This is a genomic window from Microbacterium candidum, assembly GCF_030315975.1.
In the GTDB taxonomy this organism is placed as follows: domain Bacteria; phylum Actinomycetota; class Actinomycetes; order Actinomycetales; family Microbacteriaceae; genus Microbacterium; species Microbacterium candidum.
In genome coordinates, this window is sequence record NZ_JASXSZ010000001.1 from 228,452 (window position 1) to 243,215 (window position 14,764).

The window sequence follows — 14,764 nt, forward strand, 5'->3', positions numbered from 1 at the left end:
CATCCCGGGCCTCAGCCCGCGAGCGCCTCCGCCGCGATCTGGACGAGCCGATCATAGTCCGGGTCCTCGTGGGCCGTGATGGTCACGACAGCGTCGCGCGCCTGATCGACGTAGACGTACTGCCCGTAGAACCCGTCGAGGCGCCATCCGTCGCCCGGGCCCGACCACACCGCGAGGCCGTAGAGCGCGGAGTCGCCGCCCCATCCGGTCGCGACCCAGTCGCTGTGCATCGCGTCGACCCAGGCCGCATCCACGATCCGCTGCCCGCGCCACTCGCCGCGGTCGCGGAGAACACGTCCGATGCGCGCGAGCTCTTCGGTGCGCAGCTCGAGTCCGCTGCCGCCGACGATGAATCCGCGCGGACAGCGGTGCCACTGCGGGTTGTGGATGCCGAGCGGGTCGAACAGGCGCGGCAGAAGCCAGTCGCGCACGTCGCCGACGGCGGCCGCCACCATGCGCATCGCGACATAGATGCTCGCGTCCGTGTACTGGTAGCGCGTGCCCGGCCCGGCGGTCGGGTGCCGCAGCATCTCCTGCGCGACGTCGGGCCACGGAGCCTCGTCGCTGCCGAACCACGAGAAGTCGATCCCGCTCGTCATCGTCAGCAGATGCCGCAGAGTCACGTTCTCCACGCCATCGCCGAGCTCCATGTCGGGGAGCATCTCGCCGACGCGGGTGTCGAGGGTCAGGATGCGCTCGTCGATCGCGATGCCGGCCGCGAGTGCGGAGACGCCTTTCGAGACGGAGTAGACGTTCACGCGGTCATCGCTGCGCCAGCGCTGCTGCGCCTCGTCGTCGCCGATGAGGACGTGCACGCCGTAGGCGCCGAGCGACTCGGCGTCGATCGCCTCCGCCATGCGTGCGACGACGGTTGCTGCAGGGACTGCGCTGTTCACCGCTTCACGCTATCGGCGTGCACGGACATCGGCCGCCGGCGAGGCGCTCAGGAGAGCGGAGCGTCGCCGAGCAGCGGCCGCTGCGCGACGACCTGGCCTTCGTACTCCGCACGGGCGGCGCGCGTCGAGGCGAGCTCCGACACCTCGGCGACCGGCACATCCCACCAGCCCTCGCCATCCGGCGCGTAGACGAGCGGGTCGCTCTCGATGTGGATGACCGTCGCGTGCTGGGATGCCTTGGCGGTGGCGATCGCGGCGCCGAGCCGGGCGGCCGCATCCGGACCCGGTTCGATCTCGACCACGTCCAGCCCATAGCTGCGAGCGTTCATCGCGAGATCGACGGGCAGGCGCCCGTCGCCCTGGAAGCCGCGTGTCTCGGCGTCGTACGTGCGGTACTTCGTGCCGAAGCGCTGCGATCCCACCGTCTCGGACAGATGCCCGATCGAGGCGTACCCCTGGTTCTGCACGATGATGACGATGAGCTTGACGTCCTCGGCGACGATCGTCGCGAGCTCCGAGCTCAGCATGAGGTACGACCCGTCGCCGACCATGACGACGACGTCGCGGTCGTCCCCGGCGGCCTCGAGCCCGCGCTTCGCGCCGAGCCCGCCGGCGATCTCGTAGCCCATGCAGGAGAACGCGTACTCGACGTGATAACCGAGCGGATCGCTGGTGCGCCACAGCTTGTGCAGGTCGCCCGGAAGCGAACCTGCGGCCTGCACGATGACATCGCGCGGGCTGATCGCCGCGTTGACGGCGCCGATGATCTCCGGCTGGCCGGGAAGGGCGGCGCCGGTCGGGGCGACCGCGGCGTCGACCGCGGCATCCCATCCGCTCTTTTCCCCGGCGACGCGCTGCGCGTACGCGGGCGCGACCGCGAAGCGATCGAGCTCCCGCGCCAGCGCCTCGAGGGTCTCGCGCGCGTCCGCGATCACCGGCAGCTGCGAGCCGTGCTTGTAGGCGTCGAAGGCAGCGACGTTGATGTTCACGAACCGCACGTTCGGGTCCTGGAACGCCGTGCGCGAGGCGGTCGTGAAGTCGCTGAAGCGGGTCCCGATGCCGATCACGACATCGGCCTCGGCGGCGAGTCGGTTGGCGGCCGTCGATCCAGTGGCCCCGACGCCGCCGACGTACTGCGGGTGGTCCCACGGCAGCGAGCCGCCGCCGGCCTGGGTCGTGCCGACCGGGATGCCGGTGGCTTCAACGAGGGCGCGCAGCGCATCCTCCGCGCCCGAGTAGATGACTCCGCCGCCGGCGACGATGAACGGCCGCTGCGCTGCACGGATCGCGGCAACGGCCTGCGCGAGAGGTTCGCGCTCGGGCAGCGGACGGCGGATGCGCCACTCGCGGTCCTGCAGGAACTCGAGGGGGACGTCCAGGGCCTCCGCCTGCACGTCCTCGGGGAGCGCGATCGTCACCGCGCCCGTCTCGGCGGGGTCGGTGAGCACGCGCATCGCGGACAGCGCGATGGAGTAGAGCTGCTCGGGGCGCTGGACGCGGTCGAAGAAGCGCGAGAGCGGACGGAACGCGTCGTTCACCGTGAGGCCGATGTCGTGCGGCTGCTCGAGCTGCTGCAGCACGGGGTCGGCGACGCGCGTCGCGAAGGTGTCGGACGGCAGCAGGAGGGCGGGGAGGCGGTTCGTCGTCGCGAGCGCCGCGCCGGTCAGCATGTTGGTCGCGCCGGGTCCGACGGATGCGGTGGACGCGAAGGTCGCCCGCCGGCGGTGCATGCGCGCATAGCCCACGGCCTGGTGCACCATCGCCTGCTCGTTGCGGGCCTGGCGGTACGGCATGAGATCCGGGCGCGTCGCGTTGACCTCGGCCAGCGCCTGACCGATGCCGGCGACGTTGCCGTGGCCGAAGATGCCGAAGACCCCGGGGATGGTGCGCTCCCGGATGTCGCCATCGACGGTCCACTGGTGCGCCAGGAACTCGATCAGCGCCTGACCGACCGTCATCCGTCTCGTCTGCGCCATCAGTCCGCGTCCTTCTCGTCTCTCGTGTACGGCAGGCGGGGGTCCGGGCGCTGAGCCGCCCACGTGTCCCGCACCCAGGCGTGCGCCGGGTCGTCGGTGATCAGCCATTCCCGTTCGGGGTCGGGTCCAGCCATGACGTTCAGATAGTAGAGGTCGTACCCGGGGGCGGCGACGGCGGGGCCGTGATAGCCGAACGGAACGAGCGCGATGTCGCCGGTGTGCACGCGCGCGTCGATCTCGATGCGGCCGGCCGGCGACGAGTAGGTGCTGAACACGCCGAACGGGTCGGCCGCGGGCGAGGCATTCGCCCCGCGCTCGGGCGCCGCCTCGAAGTAGTAGATCTCCTCGAGCCGCGACTCGTGGCCCGGAGCGTGCTCGTCGTGCTTGTGAGGCGGGTACGACGACCAGTTCCCCGCCGGCGTGATCACTTCGCACACGATGAGACGCGCCGCGTCGAGCGCGTCGGGCGTGCCGAAGTTGTGCACCTGTCGGCTCGATGCGCCGGCGCCGCGCAGTTCGACGGGCGTCTCGGATGCCGCGATCCGGCGGGTGGGGTGCACCGCATCCGTCGGCGACTCCGCCACCGCGACCCGCCCGGTCCCGGTGATCGTCGCGGTCGCCGCGCTCGAGAGGTAGAGGACGTCGGTCGGGCCCGCGAAGACGGAGGGACGGCCGGCGAGTTCGGTGACGATCGTGGTGGCGTCCTCGACGTGCTCGACGCGGAACGACCCCTCGAGCGGCACGACGATCCGCTCGACGCCCGTGCCCTCGAGGTCGAGCCGGCGGTCCGCATCCAGTTCGCCGATGCGCAGGCCCGTGTGCGCCCAGCCCGGGATGTCGCCGTCGACGACGCTCTGCCAGCCGTCGCGGGCGAGCTCGCCCCGGCGGTGGAACCAGTGCGCGTCGGTCATCGCGTCTCGCTCCGGCGGAGCGCGCCCACACCGGGATGCACGAGCCCCGCGGCGATGTCGACCGCCGCGGCGACGTCGCCGTCGGGCGGATACAGGAGCGTCCGTCCGACCGTGAGCCCGCGCACGCCCGGAAGGCACAGCGCGTCCTCCCACGACGCGAAGGTCTCGTCGGGGTCGACGCCGGAGTCTCCGCCGAGGAGGAGCGTGGGAAGGGTCGTCGCGGCCATCACGCGCTCCATGTCGGCCACCACGGGCAGCTTCATCCACGTGTACGCGCTCGAGGCGCCGAGCCCGGCCGCGATCGCGATGGAGAGGATGACGGCGTCCGGCGAGAGATCGTTCACCACACGACCATCCACCCACCGGCTGAGGAACGGCTCCAACATGATCGGGAGGCGCGCATCCGCCGCCTCGGACACCGCGCGCGCGGTCGCCTCGAGCGTCGGCGCAGTCGCCGGGTCGTCGAGGTTCACGCGCATGAGCGTCTTGGCGAAGTCGACCCCGGAGGCGACCATCCGCGGCACGTCGTACCCCGTGAAGCGGTCGTCCATCTCGAACGTCGCCCCGCGCAGGCCGCCGCGATTCATGGACCCGACGACGATCTTGTCGTCGAGCAGGCCGAGCGCCGCGAGGTCGTCGATGATGTCGGGCGTGCCGAGCACGCCGTCCACGCCGGGACGCTCGAGCGCGATCGCGAGGCGGTCGAGCAGGTCGTAGCGGTCGGCCATCGCGGACGCATCCGCGCCGACCGCGAGCGCTCCGCGGGCCGGGTGGTCGGCGGCCACGATGAACAGGCGCCCGTCGCCACGCAGCACCTCCCGGCGCCGACGGCCGGCGAGCGCCTCGCGCACCGCCTCCGGCCGGTCGGCGCGGAGGTCGCGGAGGCGCGTGAAGTCGTCCTCGGTCAGGTGTCGCAGGGTCATGCGCGGTCCTCCGCCAGGAGGTCGTCGACCTCGGTCGTGGTGGGCATCGCCGTGGAGCACTCCAGGCGGGATGCGACGATGGCACCGGCCGCGTTGGCGAAGCGCAGCATCCGCTCCAGGCCCCATCCCTCGAGCAGGCCGTGGCAGAGAGCACCGCCGAACGCGTCGCCGGCGCCGAGTCCGTTGAGGACCTGGACGGGATGCGGCGGCACCTCGACGGTCTCCTCCGCCGTCTTTGCGAGCACGCCCTCCGGTCCGCGCTTGACGATCGCCAGGCGCACGCCGCGCTCGAGCAGCGCATCCGCGGCACGATGCGGGTCGGTCTCGCCGACCGCGACCTCGCACTCCTCGCGGTTGCCCACCGCGACGGTGACCAGGGAGAGCGCCTTCTCCACCTGCTCGTGCGCCGCCTGGCGATCACTCCAGAACATCGGGCGGAAGTCGAGGTCGAGCACGGTGTGCTCGCGTGCCGCCCGCGCCGCGAGGGCGGCATGATGCGCCGCGCGGCTCGGCTCCTGGCTGAGACCCGTGACCGTCAGCCACATGATCCTGGCCGAGCGGACCGCATCCAGGTCGAGGTCGCCGGGCTCGATGTCGAGATCCGGTGCCTTGGGCTCGCGGTAGAAGTAGAGCGGGAAGTCGTCCGGCGGGAAGATCTCGCACAGGGTGATCGGAGTCTTGTACAGCGGGTCGACCCCGACGTACCGCGCATCCACGCCCAGTCGTCCGAGCTCGCGGGTGAGGTAGCGGCCGAACGGGTCGTCGCCGACGCGGGAGACGAGCGCCACGTCGCGGCCGTGACGGGCCGCGGCGACCGACACATTGGCCGCGCTGCCACCGAGGAACTTGCCGAACGTGTCGACGTCCTCGAGGCCCACGCCGCTCTGCAGCGGGTAGAGGTCGACGCCGAGCCGGCCCATCGCCAGCACGTCGAGAGTGCCGTTCATCGCTGTGTGCTCCTCGTCCGAGTCCCGGCGAGCTCGCCGGCTGCTTCTGCTGCGGCCCACGCCGCGGCGGCTCCGCCCATCGCGCCCGAGCGGTGGCCGCACGTGGCGATCGCCACCTCGGCCGCCCCGGGGCGACGCCCGGTGCGCGCACGGTACCGCGTGATCAAGGAGTGACGCACGAGCGTGTCCGCGGATCCCAGGCCGCCGCCGAGCACGACTCCGTGCGGATCGAGCACGCCGACGACGTCGGCGAGGATGTCGCCGAGCGCTTCGCCCGCCGACACCAGGACCGCGCGAGCCCGGTCGTCGCCACTCGCCGCGGCCGCAACGAGCTCGCGGCCGGTGCGGGTCTCACCGGTGACCGCCGCATAGCGGGCCTCGATGCCGGCGCCCGAGGCGTACTGCTCGATGTTCAGCCCCTCGGCGGCCGCAGGGCGGCATTCGCCGAGCGCGATGGCCTCGCCTCGGGCACCGGGCCACACGCGTCCGTCGACGACGAAGGCGGAGGAGAGTCCCGTGCCGAGGGAGACGTAGAGGAAGGACGGCACGTCGCGTCCGGCGCCGTACACGGCCTCGCCCTGCGCCCCGAAGCGCACATCAGATCCGATCACGCACCGCTCGGCGGGCATCCCGAACGCCGCTTGAAGGGCCTCGCTCGGGTCGACGTGCCAGCGCAGCACCTCGTCCGAGACGACCCGCCCGTCGGCGGTCACATACTCGGGCACGCCGACGGCCACCGCGAGCGGAGCGCCGGAGAGGTCGGAGGCGGATGCGGCCGCGAAGCCGATCGCAGCGGCGATCTCGTCGTCGCCCGCACCACGGGTCGGCTGCATCCACTCGCCGAGGACGGCGCCGTCGCGACCGATGGCGCCGACGAGCGTCTTCGTGCCCCCGACGTCGACGGACAGGACCCAATCGGTCATGCCGAGGACCCCGCCGCGGACGCGTCGGCGTAGAGCGTCGCACCCGGGATGAGGTGGTAGACGGTCGCCGGCCAGCTCTCGTCGTAGTCGTCGCCGGCCGACAGCCGCTCGAAGGCCAGCTGCTTGTCCGCGCCGAGGACGATCATGGCGCCCTCCGCGCTGAGCTCCGCGATCGTCGCGATGCCCATCGTGATGCCGTGCGTGGGGACCGCGTCGAGCCCGGCGAAGTCCGGGAAGGTCGCGATGTTGTCCGTGCGCGTGGCCTCCGCGAGCGGCGTGATGCGCGAGCGCGAGTCACGTGCCGATCCCGCGGGGTTGAACGCGACGTGCCCGTCGCTGGCGCCGCTGGCGAGGATGAAGAAGTCGATGCCGCCCGCATCGCGCAGACGTGCGTCGTAGGCGGCCGGGTCGGCGACGTCGGGGAACCACACGTTCTCGTCGGGGATGGCGCGGTCGGTGCCGACGGCGGCGTTCAGCACCGCCTGGATCTCCTCGCGGGCGAAGCGGCGGCACGAGTTGTGCGCGTCCGCGTCGACCGGCATCCATCCGTCGCCCGCCGGGACGACGTAGTCGTCCATCATCGCGATGACCACGGTGCGAAGGTCGAGCCCGCGCTCGGCGGCCTCGGCTGCCAGCGCTGCATACGTCGTCTGCGGGGTGCGCCCGCCCGGGCAGCCGAGGATGAATCGGCGTCCGGCGGCCAGGGCGGCCTCCATGCGGTCGGCGATCGTGCCGGCCACCTCGCGGCCGACGGCCTCGGCGTCGGGCAGGATGCGGGTCGTGGACGTCATGGGTTCCTCTTTCATGTCTTCGCGCCTCATTCCTTGACGGCGCCGGCCGCGATTCCGGTGATGAAGCGTCGCTGGAAGATCGCGTAGACGACCAGGATCGGCAGGGCCACGATCACCGCGGCCGCAGCGGTCACCGACGGGTCGAAGTTGCGCGTCGCGCCGGCGAAGAACGACAGCGCCAGCGGTGCGGTCTGCACCGCGGGGTTCTGCGGCACGAGGACGAGCGCCATGAGGAACTCGTTCCACGTGTACAGGAAGAGCAGGGTGCCGAGCGTCGCGATCGCGGGCAGGGAGATCGGGAAGTAGACCGTCCACAGGATCTTCCACCGCGAGGCGCCGTCGATGGCCGCCGCCTCGGACAGCGAGCGCGGCACGCCCTCGTACGCGGTCCGCATCCAGAGCACGCCGAGCGGGACGGAGGTCGCGATCTGCGGCAGGATGAGCGCCCAGTACGTGTTCAGCAGACCGAATCCGTCGAGCAGGTAGTAGAGCGGCACGATGATGCCCTCGTAGGGGATGATGACGCCGATCAGCAGGATGGCGAGGATCAGTCCTTTGCCCGGGAAGCGCAGCACCGCGAACGCGTAGCCGGCGAGGATGCCGACGAGGATGGCGCCGATGACGACCGCGACGGCGACGATGAGCGAAGACCACAGCGCCTGGCCGAAGGCGCCGCGCGTCCAGGCCTCGATGAAGTTGTCGAACGTGATCGTCGTGGGCAGCGACAGCCCGCCCGCGCGCTGACCCTTCGGGGTCACCGCGAGCAGCACGATCGACAGGAACGGGGTCAGCGCGAGGATCGCGCCGAGGACGAGCAGCACGTACGCGAACGTGCGCTCGGATGCCTTGACCTTCACGCGCGGACCCCCTTGCGTGAGACGGTGTCGGGGTTCCGCGTGAGACGCATGACGAGGCCGACGAAGGCGAAGATGATGACGGTCAGCACGATGGCGATCGCCGAGGCACGGCCCACGTGGTGGGTGAGGAACGCCTCGCGGTAGATGTAGTACGACGGCACGGTGGTCGACGTGCCGGGACCGCCCGAGGTCGTGTTCCACACGATGTCGAAGTTGCGCAGGGCCGCGGTGATCATGAGCACGAGCGCCACCTGGATCTCACCGCGCAGGGACGGCAGCGTCACGGCGAAGAACTCGCGCACGGGCCCGGCGCCGTCGAGGCGTGCGGCTTCGAAGAGCTCGGACGGCACGTTCTGCAGGCCGCTGAGGAACAGCACGAACGCGAGGCCGAACATGATCCACGTGCCGATCACGCCGACCGACGGGAGCGCGGTGGCGAAGTCGCCGAGCCACGCCCTGGTCAGGTCGCCGAGGCCGATCGCCCGCAGCACGGCGTTGAGCGGTCCGTTGATCGCGAAGATCCAGCGCCAGGCGATCGCGACGACGACCGTGGAGAGGATGTAGGGGATGAACAGGGCCGCGCGGTAGAACGCGAGGCCGCGTACGCGGACCCGCGCGATGACGCCGATGAACACCAGCGCGAGCACCATCGGCAGCAGCGCGTAGAAGATGATGAACACGAACGAGTGCAGCAGCGCCTCGCCGATGAGCGGGTCGGTGAGGACGTCGGCGTAGTTGCCGAGTCCCACGAAGGTGCTCGCGGTGATGCCGTCCCAGTCGTAGAGGGAGATGTACCCCGACTCGAAGACCGGCCGCAGGAGGAAGACCGCGTAGAACGCGAGTGCCGGCAGCAGGTAGAGGTACGCGTCCCAGTCGTAGCGACGCAACAGGGACGCCCGCCGGGGACGGGTCGGATTGCTCATCTCGGCTCTCCTGGACAGGGTTGGGGACCCGGCCGGGCGAGGTCCTCGCCCGGCCGGGTGTTGATCACTTGGTGTGGAACTTCGTCCAGTCGGCCTGCACCTTCTGCAGGAAGTCCTGCGAAGACATCTGGCCGGCGAGAACGGACTGGAGGCCGCTCGTGAACGTGTCGAACATCGTGTCGGTCGCCCAGTCGTACCAGAACAGCGGTCCGGCACCGGAGAGCTGGTCGGACGACGCCTTCAGCAGTTCGCCGAACATCGCGTTCGATCCCGCGTCGACCGTGTGGATCGGCACGCGGTTGACCTTGGCGAGCATGGGGGCTGCGTCGGCCGAGTTCACCATGCCGACGAAGGCGAGGGCGGCGAGCTCCGACTTCGTCTGCGAGCTCACGTGCCAGTCGAGGCCGAAGGAGCCGTTGGTCGCGTACTTGCCGTCCTCGAGGCCGGCGGTGAAGCCGTACTTCGCGCCGTCCGTGATGGTGCCGGCGTACCAGTTCCCGCCGACGAAGAAGACGCCGCTGCCCTTGGAGAACGCGGCGGCCGCGTCATCCGGGCTCGTGCCGTCGTATCCGGCGGAGACGTAGCCGTCCTTGACCCAGCCCGCGAACGTGTCGAGCGCCTTGGCGTTGCTCGCGTTGTCGAACGAGGTGCCGTCGACGCCCGTGATCCAGGAGCGGGTGTCCTTGGCCGGGGTCAGCGCGCCCTGGATGATCGACAGCGACTGCATCGCCGAGCCCTTGTCGGAGTTGCCGAGCTCGAGCGGGACCTCGCCGCCGGCCTTCGCCGCGGCCATGGCCGCCTCGAGCTCCGGCAGGGTCTTCGGCACGGACAGGCCGAGCTTCTGCAGCTTCTCCTTGTTGTAGAAGAGGCCGACCATCTGGTTGTCGGGCGACAGGCCGTAGATCGAACCGGTGCCGAACTGCTTGCCGTCCTTCGACCACTTCAGCTGCGAGATGGCCTCGCCGGCGACCTGCTGGTAGCCGTAGGCGGTCGCGAGGTCGTCGAGCGGGCGGACCAGCCCGGCCTTCACGAGCGCGCCGTCGGTGGCCCAGCCCTGGTTGCCCTGGGCGACGTCGGGGGCGTTGTTCGAGTTCATCGCGTTCAGCACGGTGGCCGTCAGGTCGTTGAAGCTCTTGAACTGGATCTTCACGGTGACGTTCGGGTACTTCTTCTCGAACGCGGGGACGAAGTCCTGCATGAACTGCTGCTCGCCCTGGTCGGCCCACACGCTGAGGTTGACCTTCCCCAGCTTGGCGACCTGCTCGGCGGTGATGGGGGCGGTGATCTGCTCGCCGCCGGCTGCAGCCGTCTTCGTGCCGCCGCCAGGGCCGCTGCACGCGGCGAGTCCCAGGACGACGACCGCGGTGGATGCCGCGGCGATCGCGGTGCGCATTCCTCTGCGAATGGGCATGGTGTTCCTTTCGGGTATCAGATCGGGTATGTCGAGCGTTGGAGGGCTCAGGCGCCGAGGTGCCGGCGGAGCCAATCGAGGTTGGCGGCCTGGTCGGCGACCACGGCGGCGTACTCCTCGACCACGAGGGGTGCGCGGTCCTGTTCGACCACGACCCAGCGGTCGTAGCGGGTGTCGCGCAGCGCCGCTGCGAAGGCGGGAAGATCGGAGTCGCCTTCGCCGAGGCGGGTCGAGACACCCGACCACCAGGCGTCGAAGTCCTCGCGCCCCTCGCGGCGCGCGTCCTCCAGGACGTCGATGCGCACGTCCTTGATGTGCACATGGTTGATGCGGTCGCGCCAGCGGCGGAACAGCTCGACGCCGTCTCCGCCGGCGAGGACGACGTGCCCCACGTCGAACGTGAGCCCGACGTCGGTGGACTCGAGCAGACGCTCGATCTCGTCGGGCAGCTCGACATAGGTGGCGATGTGCGGGTGGAACGACACCTCGAGGCCGCGGTCGCGGGCCTGCCCCGCGGCGCGGTTCACCGTGTCGACGAGGCGGCGCCAGCCGTCGGCGTCGAGGCTGAGGCTCGGGTCCTTGCGGGGCGAGCGCAGCAGCATCTCGTCGCCCTCGTCGGCGAGGATGACGAGGGCCGACCGGTCGACCGCCTCGATCTCGTCGAGGGTGATCGCCATGCGCGCGAGATCGCGGTCGAGGACCGCGCCGGGCTCCTGGGTGTGCAGCGGCACGTAGGCGCCGACCGCAGCGATCGGGGCACCCGCGAACGAGGCGACCATGTGCGGGATCTCGCCGAAGAATCCGGGGGGACCGAGCTCCGACCCCTCGTAGCCGGTCTCGGCCATCGTCCGCAGCAGTTCTTCGGTCGTCGTCGCGCCCTCGACGGTGATGTCCCCGAAGACGCCGTAGGAGACGGGTGCGTTCGCGAAGCGCATCACGCCTCCGTCCCGACCTGCTGGCCGAGGGATGCGGCGACCGCCTGCGCGAGGCGCTGGAGCTGTGCGATGTCCTGCTTGGCGCCGGCGAACGCTGCGCGGTTCAGCTCGCCGGTGCGGATCGCCGTGGCGAATGCGTCGAGCTGGCGCAGGAACCCGGTCTCGTGGCCCGCGGTGTAGTCCGTGTCGGCGCGGAGCTCGCCGTCGTGCCGACGGCTCGTGAGCCGGCTGCGCTCCTCGACGAGGTACGGCTTCGCGAGGTGGAACTCGAGCCGTCCGTTCGCCGCGAGAACCGTCAGCTCCTCGTCGTACTCGGGGTAGTCGGGCAGCCAGTTCCAGCTGAGGACGTAGGCCGCGTCATCCACGGTCGCCGTCGCCAGCAGGCTCGGCGGCTCCGTGCCGTCGAGCGGCGTGACGGTCTGCGCGGTCCACTCCTGCGGAAGGGGCAGGTCGAGCGCGCGCATCAGGCTGAGCTCGTGGATCACGGACCCGTTCAGCACGTTGGAGTAGTAGGAGAGCAGGGCGTCGCTCGCGCCGGGCAGCGCTTCGCGGGCACGGTCGCGGTCGTACGCGACGGCGGCGGCGATGCGTGCGGGATCGGCGTCCGGGGCGGGCGGGTCGAGACGCAGGTGGGCGATCTGAGGCTCGTCGGCCGGATGCATCACGGTGACGCGCACGAGACGGATGCCGTGCAGCTCGCCGACCTCCGACGCCGCCTTCGGCAGCAGCGGGTCGAACATCTTCATGTAGCCGACCTGCGTGATGACGCCCGCCTCGGCGGCGAGCGCCTCGAGCTCCTCCACCTCGCGGACGGTGAACGCCAGCGGCTTCTCGGCCAGCACGTGCTTGCCCGCGCGGATCGCCTGAGCGGCGAGCTCCGCGTGCGAGCCCGGAGTGGCGATGAGCACGGCATCCACGTCGGAGGCGAACACATCGGCGGGGTCCGTCATGGCGATCGCTCCGCAGGATGCGGCGACCTCGGCGGCGCGGGACGGCGACAGGTCGCACACGATGCGCAGGTCGAATCCTGCCCGGCGCAGACTCGTCACGTGGACCGACTGCGAGATCGTGCCCGCTCCGATCAGCCCGATCGTGATCCGCTCACCGATGCCGCTCATGCCGTCCCTTTCGCCGTTGACCGTAACTTGAGCTAATGTTCACACATATTCACCAATTAGTCCAATGTGGGCCCCCGACGCTCCGCTGACGCGGAATCCGAGGCGACAAACCCCCACGAACGTATGATTGTCGCGACATTCTGTCCGATGCCGAGGAGACACTGATGGCCGGCGATGAGGTCTACTGGCCCGACGAGCTGTTCGCCGATCTGGATCGCACCGGGCCGGTGCCGCTGTATTTCCAGGTGTCGAGCCGGCTGCAGGAGGCGATCCGCTCCGGCGCGATCCCGGGCGGCGCGCGGCTCGACAACGAGATCTCGATCAGCCAGCGCCTCGGGCTGTCGCGCCCGACCGTGCGCCGCGCCATCCAGGAGGTCGTGGACAAGGGACTGCTCGTGCGCCGGCGCGGGATCGGCACGCAGGTGGTGCAGGGCCAGGTGACCCGCCAGGTCGAGCTGACGAGCCTCTACGAGGATCTGCAGAGCGCCCATCATGAGCCGGGCACGACGGTGCTCGCCCACGACACGGTTCCCGCGACCGCCGTCGTTGCCGAGAAGCTCGGCGTCGCGAAGGGCTCGGACGTCATCTATCTCCGCCGGCAGCGCCGCACCGACGGCGTCCCCGTGGCGGTGCTCGAGAACTACCTCCCGCCGGAGTTCGCCGACATCACGACGGGTCAGCTCGAGTCGCACGGCCTCTACCAGGTGCTCCGCGCCCGCGGCGTGACGATCCGCGTGGCGCAGCAGAAGATCGGCGCGCGACGCGCGCAGGGCGACGAGGGCGAGCTTCTCGACATCGAGAAGGGCGGCCCCGTCCTGACCATGGAGCGGGTCGCCTACGACAACTCCGGCAGGGCCATCGAGTACGGCCACCACTGCTATCGCCCCGACATGTACAGCTTCGAGACGACGCTCGTCGCGAAGTGATCGGACGGGCCGCTCGTGCGGCCCGCCCGATCGCGTCACATCGCTGCGACCATCAAGGATGCGCCCGAGTCCTGCCGGCCGATGTCGGAGCGGTCGAACGGGCCGCCCCACTTCAGGCCATAGAGGTCGGTCGCGGTGCGGTCGGCGGCGTAGGCCGTCGCCGCCTGGGTGCGCAGCCACGGCGTGTACGGATGCCCCGGCAGCACGTCGTTCAGCTCCGCGATGTTGCGGGCGAAGATGCCCTTGAACGCCGACTGGTCGGAGTTGCAGCGTGTCGCCTCGCACGGCTCGGTGAGCACGCCTGCGGGTGACAGCGCCGGGCTCGAGATCGTGGCGTCCGCGATCTGGCGGGCCTGCGTCAGGAGGCTCCGGTCCCCGGTCGCCTTCCACAGCTCGGTGAGTGCGCCCGCGAGGACGCCCTGGTTGTAGGTCCACGTCGTCCCGCCGTTGTTCACGCAGCCGTCGGTGAGGCCGTCGTTGACGAGGTGGTCGGCGTTGATCATGCCGCTGCCGCGGAACCAGTCCCACGTCTCGGTCGCACGGGACAGGTAGTACGTGTCTCCGGGGATCGCGTTGTGGAGGGATGCGGCGAGCTTTAGGTACAGCGAGTTGCTGATCGCGTTCTTGTAGCCGAGCGACGGGATGTCCCAGATCACTCCGCCCCCGCAGCGGTCGTCCCAGAAGCTGTGGATGTACGCCTCGTCGCGCTTGGCGATGTCCAGGTACTGCGTGTCGTGGGTCAGCTCGTAGAGCCGCACCATCGCGAGCGCGTACCAGCCGGTGTCGTCCGTCGAGTCGGTGCGGAAGTCGCCGCCGCCCTGAGGCCACCAGTCCTGCGGTGCACGCAGGGTCTGCACGGCCTGCTCGATGAGCGGCAGGTAGCTGCGGTCGTGCGCGCGCTGTTCGTAGTCGAGCACCACCTGCAGCGAGTTGCCGGTCTGCCACCACGAGGGACCCGGGTCGAACCGTCCGTTGTCCGGGTTGTAGAAGCCGACGAGCGCCTTGACGGCGTTCGTCGCGCGGTGTCGGTGGTTCGCATCTGCGGGCGCGGCGCGACCGGTGTCCGTCGCGCCTGCCGATGCAGTCGCTGCGGGGTCGGCCGCGAGCGCGGGAGCCGCGCCCGCCATCGTCGCCGCCACGGCGATCGCAGCCGCTCCCGCGATCACCTTGAATCTGCTCTTCATCCTGCGCATGTCGTCCGTCCTGCTCCTTCGCTGACGCGGCGCG

At 70.6% G+C, this 14,764-nt stretch carries 14 protein-coding genes; 1 reads left to right on the plus strand and 13 read right to left on the minus strand.

Annotated elements, in window-relative coordinates:
- Nucleotides 1-11 precede the first annotated feature (11 nt).
- From QSV35_RS01140 to QSV35_RS01195, 12 genes are all read right to left on the minus strand, one after another.
- Nucleotides 12-857: a serine hydrolase domain-containing protein gene (locus QSV35_RS01140; RefSeq protein WP_286287804.1), complete on the minus strand. Its 846-nt coding sequence runs from the start codon at nt 855-857 to the stop codon at nt 12-14.
- An 86-nt stretch (nt 858-943) separates the two neighbouring features.
- Nucleotides 944-2,872 (minus strand): 3D-(3,5/4)-trihydroxycyclohexane-1,2-dione acylhydrolase (decyclizing), encoded by a 1,929-nt coding sequence (gene iolD / locus QSV35_RS01145; RefSeq protein WP_286285839.1) that lies wholly within the window; start codon nt 2,870-2,872, stop codon nt 944-946.
- Nucleotides 2,872-3,783: a 5-deoxy-glucuronate isomerase gene (gene iolB, locus QSV35_RS01150; protein ID WP_286285841.1), complete on the minus strand. Its 912-nt coding sequence runs from the start codon at nt 3,781-3,783 to the stop codon at nt 2,872-2,874. The genes iolD and iolB overlap by 1 nt, the downstream gene beginning before the upstream one ends.
- Entirely contained in the window at nt 3,780-4,706 is a 927-nt protein-coding gene (locus tag QSV35_RS01155; protein ID WP_286285843.1) for a class I fructose-bisphosphate aldolase, read from the minus strand. The genes iolB and QSV35_RS01155 overlap by 4 nt, the downstream gene beginning before the upstream one ends.
- The gene (gene iolC / locus QSV35_RS01160) at nt 4,703-5,653 is read right to left on the minus strand and encodes a 5-dehydro-2-deoxygluconokinase (RefSeq protein ID WP_286285845.1); all 951 of its coding nucleotides are present in this window, start codon (nt 5,651-5,653) and stop codon (nt 4,703-4,705) included. The genes QSV35_RS01155 and iolC overlap by 4 nt, the downstream gene beginning before the upstream one ends.
- Nucleotides 5,650-6,576 (minus strand): ROK family protein, encoded by a 927-nt coding sequence (locus QSV35_RS01165; protein ID WP_286285848.1) that lies wholly within the window; start codon nt 6,574-6,576, stop codon nt 5,650-5,652. Before QSV35_RS01165 ends, iolC begins: the two co-directional genes overlap by 4 nt.
- Nucleotides 6,573-7,367 (minus strand): 6-phosphogluconolactonase, encoded by a 795-nt coding sequence (locus tag QSV35_RS01170; RefSeq protein WP_286285850.1) that lies wholly within the window; start codon nt 7,365-7,367, stop codon nt 6,573-6,575. Before QSV35_RS01170 ends, QSV35_RS01165 begins: the two co-directional genes overlap by 4 nt.
- 26 nt (nt 7,368-7,393) lie before the next feature.
- Entirely contained in the window at nt 7,394-8,224 is an 831-nt protein-coding gene (locus tag QSV35_RS01175) for a carbohydrate ABC transporter permease (protein ID WP_286285852.1), read from the minus strand.
- Complete coding sequence (locus QSV35_RS01180; RefSeq protein WP_286285854.1) at nt 8,221-9,147, minus strand: carbohydrate ABC transporter permease; 927 nt, start codon at nt 9,145-9,147, stop codon at nt 8,221-8,223. The genes QSV35_RS01175 and QSV35_RS01180 overlap by 4 nt, the downstream gene beginning before the upstream one ends.
- 64 nt (nt 9,148-9,211) lie before the next feature.
- Entirely contained in the window at nt 9,212-10,558 is a 1,347-nt protein-coding gene (locus QSV35_RS01185; protein ID WP_286285856.1) for an ABC transporter substrate-binding protein, read from the minus strand.
- 47 nt (nt 10,559-10,605) lie between these two features.
- Nucleotides 10,606-11,493 carry a sugar phosphate isomerase/epimerase family protein gene (locus tag QSV35_RS01190; protein WP_286285858.1) on the minus strand — a complete coding sequence of 296 codons (888 nt, stop codon included), beginning with the start codon at nt 11,491-11,493 and terminating at the stop codon, nt 10,606-10,608.
- Nucleotides 11,493-12,611, minus strand: coding sequence for a Gfo/Idh/MocA family protein (locus QSV35_RS01195; RefSeq protein WP_286285861.1), 1,119 nt, complete (start codon nt 12,609-12,611; stop codon nt 11,493-11,495). Before QSV35_RS01195 ends, QSV35_RS01190 begins: the two co-directional genes overlap by 1 nt.
- Nucleotides 12,612-12,775: 164 nt before the next feature.
- Between QSV35_RS01195 and QSV35_RS01200 the strand changes: the two genes are divergently transcribed.
- A complete protein-coding gene (locus QSV35_RS01200) occupies nt 12,776-13,537 on the plus strand; it encodes a GntR family transcriptional regulator (protein ID WP_286285862.1) in 762 nt (253 codons plus the stop codon).
- 35 nt (nt 13,538-13,572) lie between these two features.
- Here QSV35_RS01200 and QSV35_RS01205 read toward each other — a convergent pair whose 3' ends face one another.
- Nucleotides 13,573-14,721: a glycoside hydrolase family 76 protein gene (locus QSV35_RS01205; protein WP_286285863.1), complete on the minus strand. Its 1,149-nt coding sequence runs from the start codon at nt 14,719-14,721 to the stop codon at nt 13,573-13,575.
- Nucleotides 14,722-14,764 lie beyond the last annotated feature (43 nt).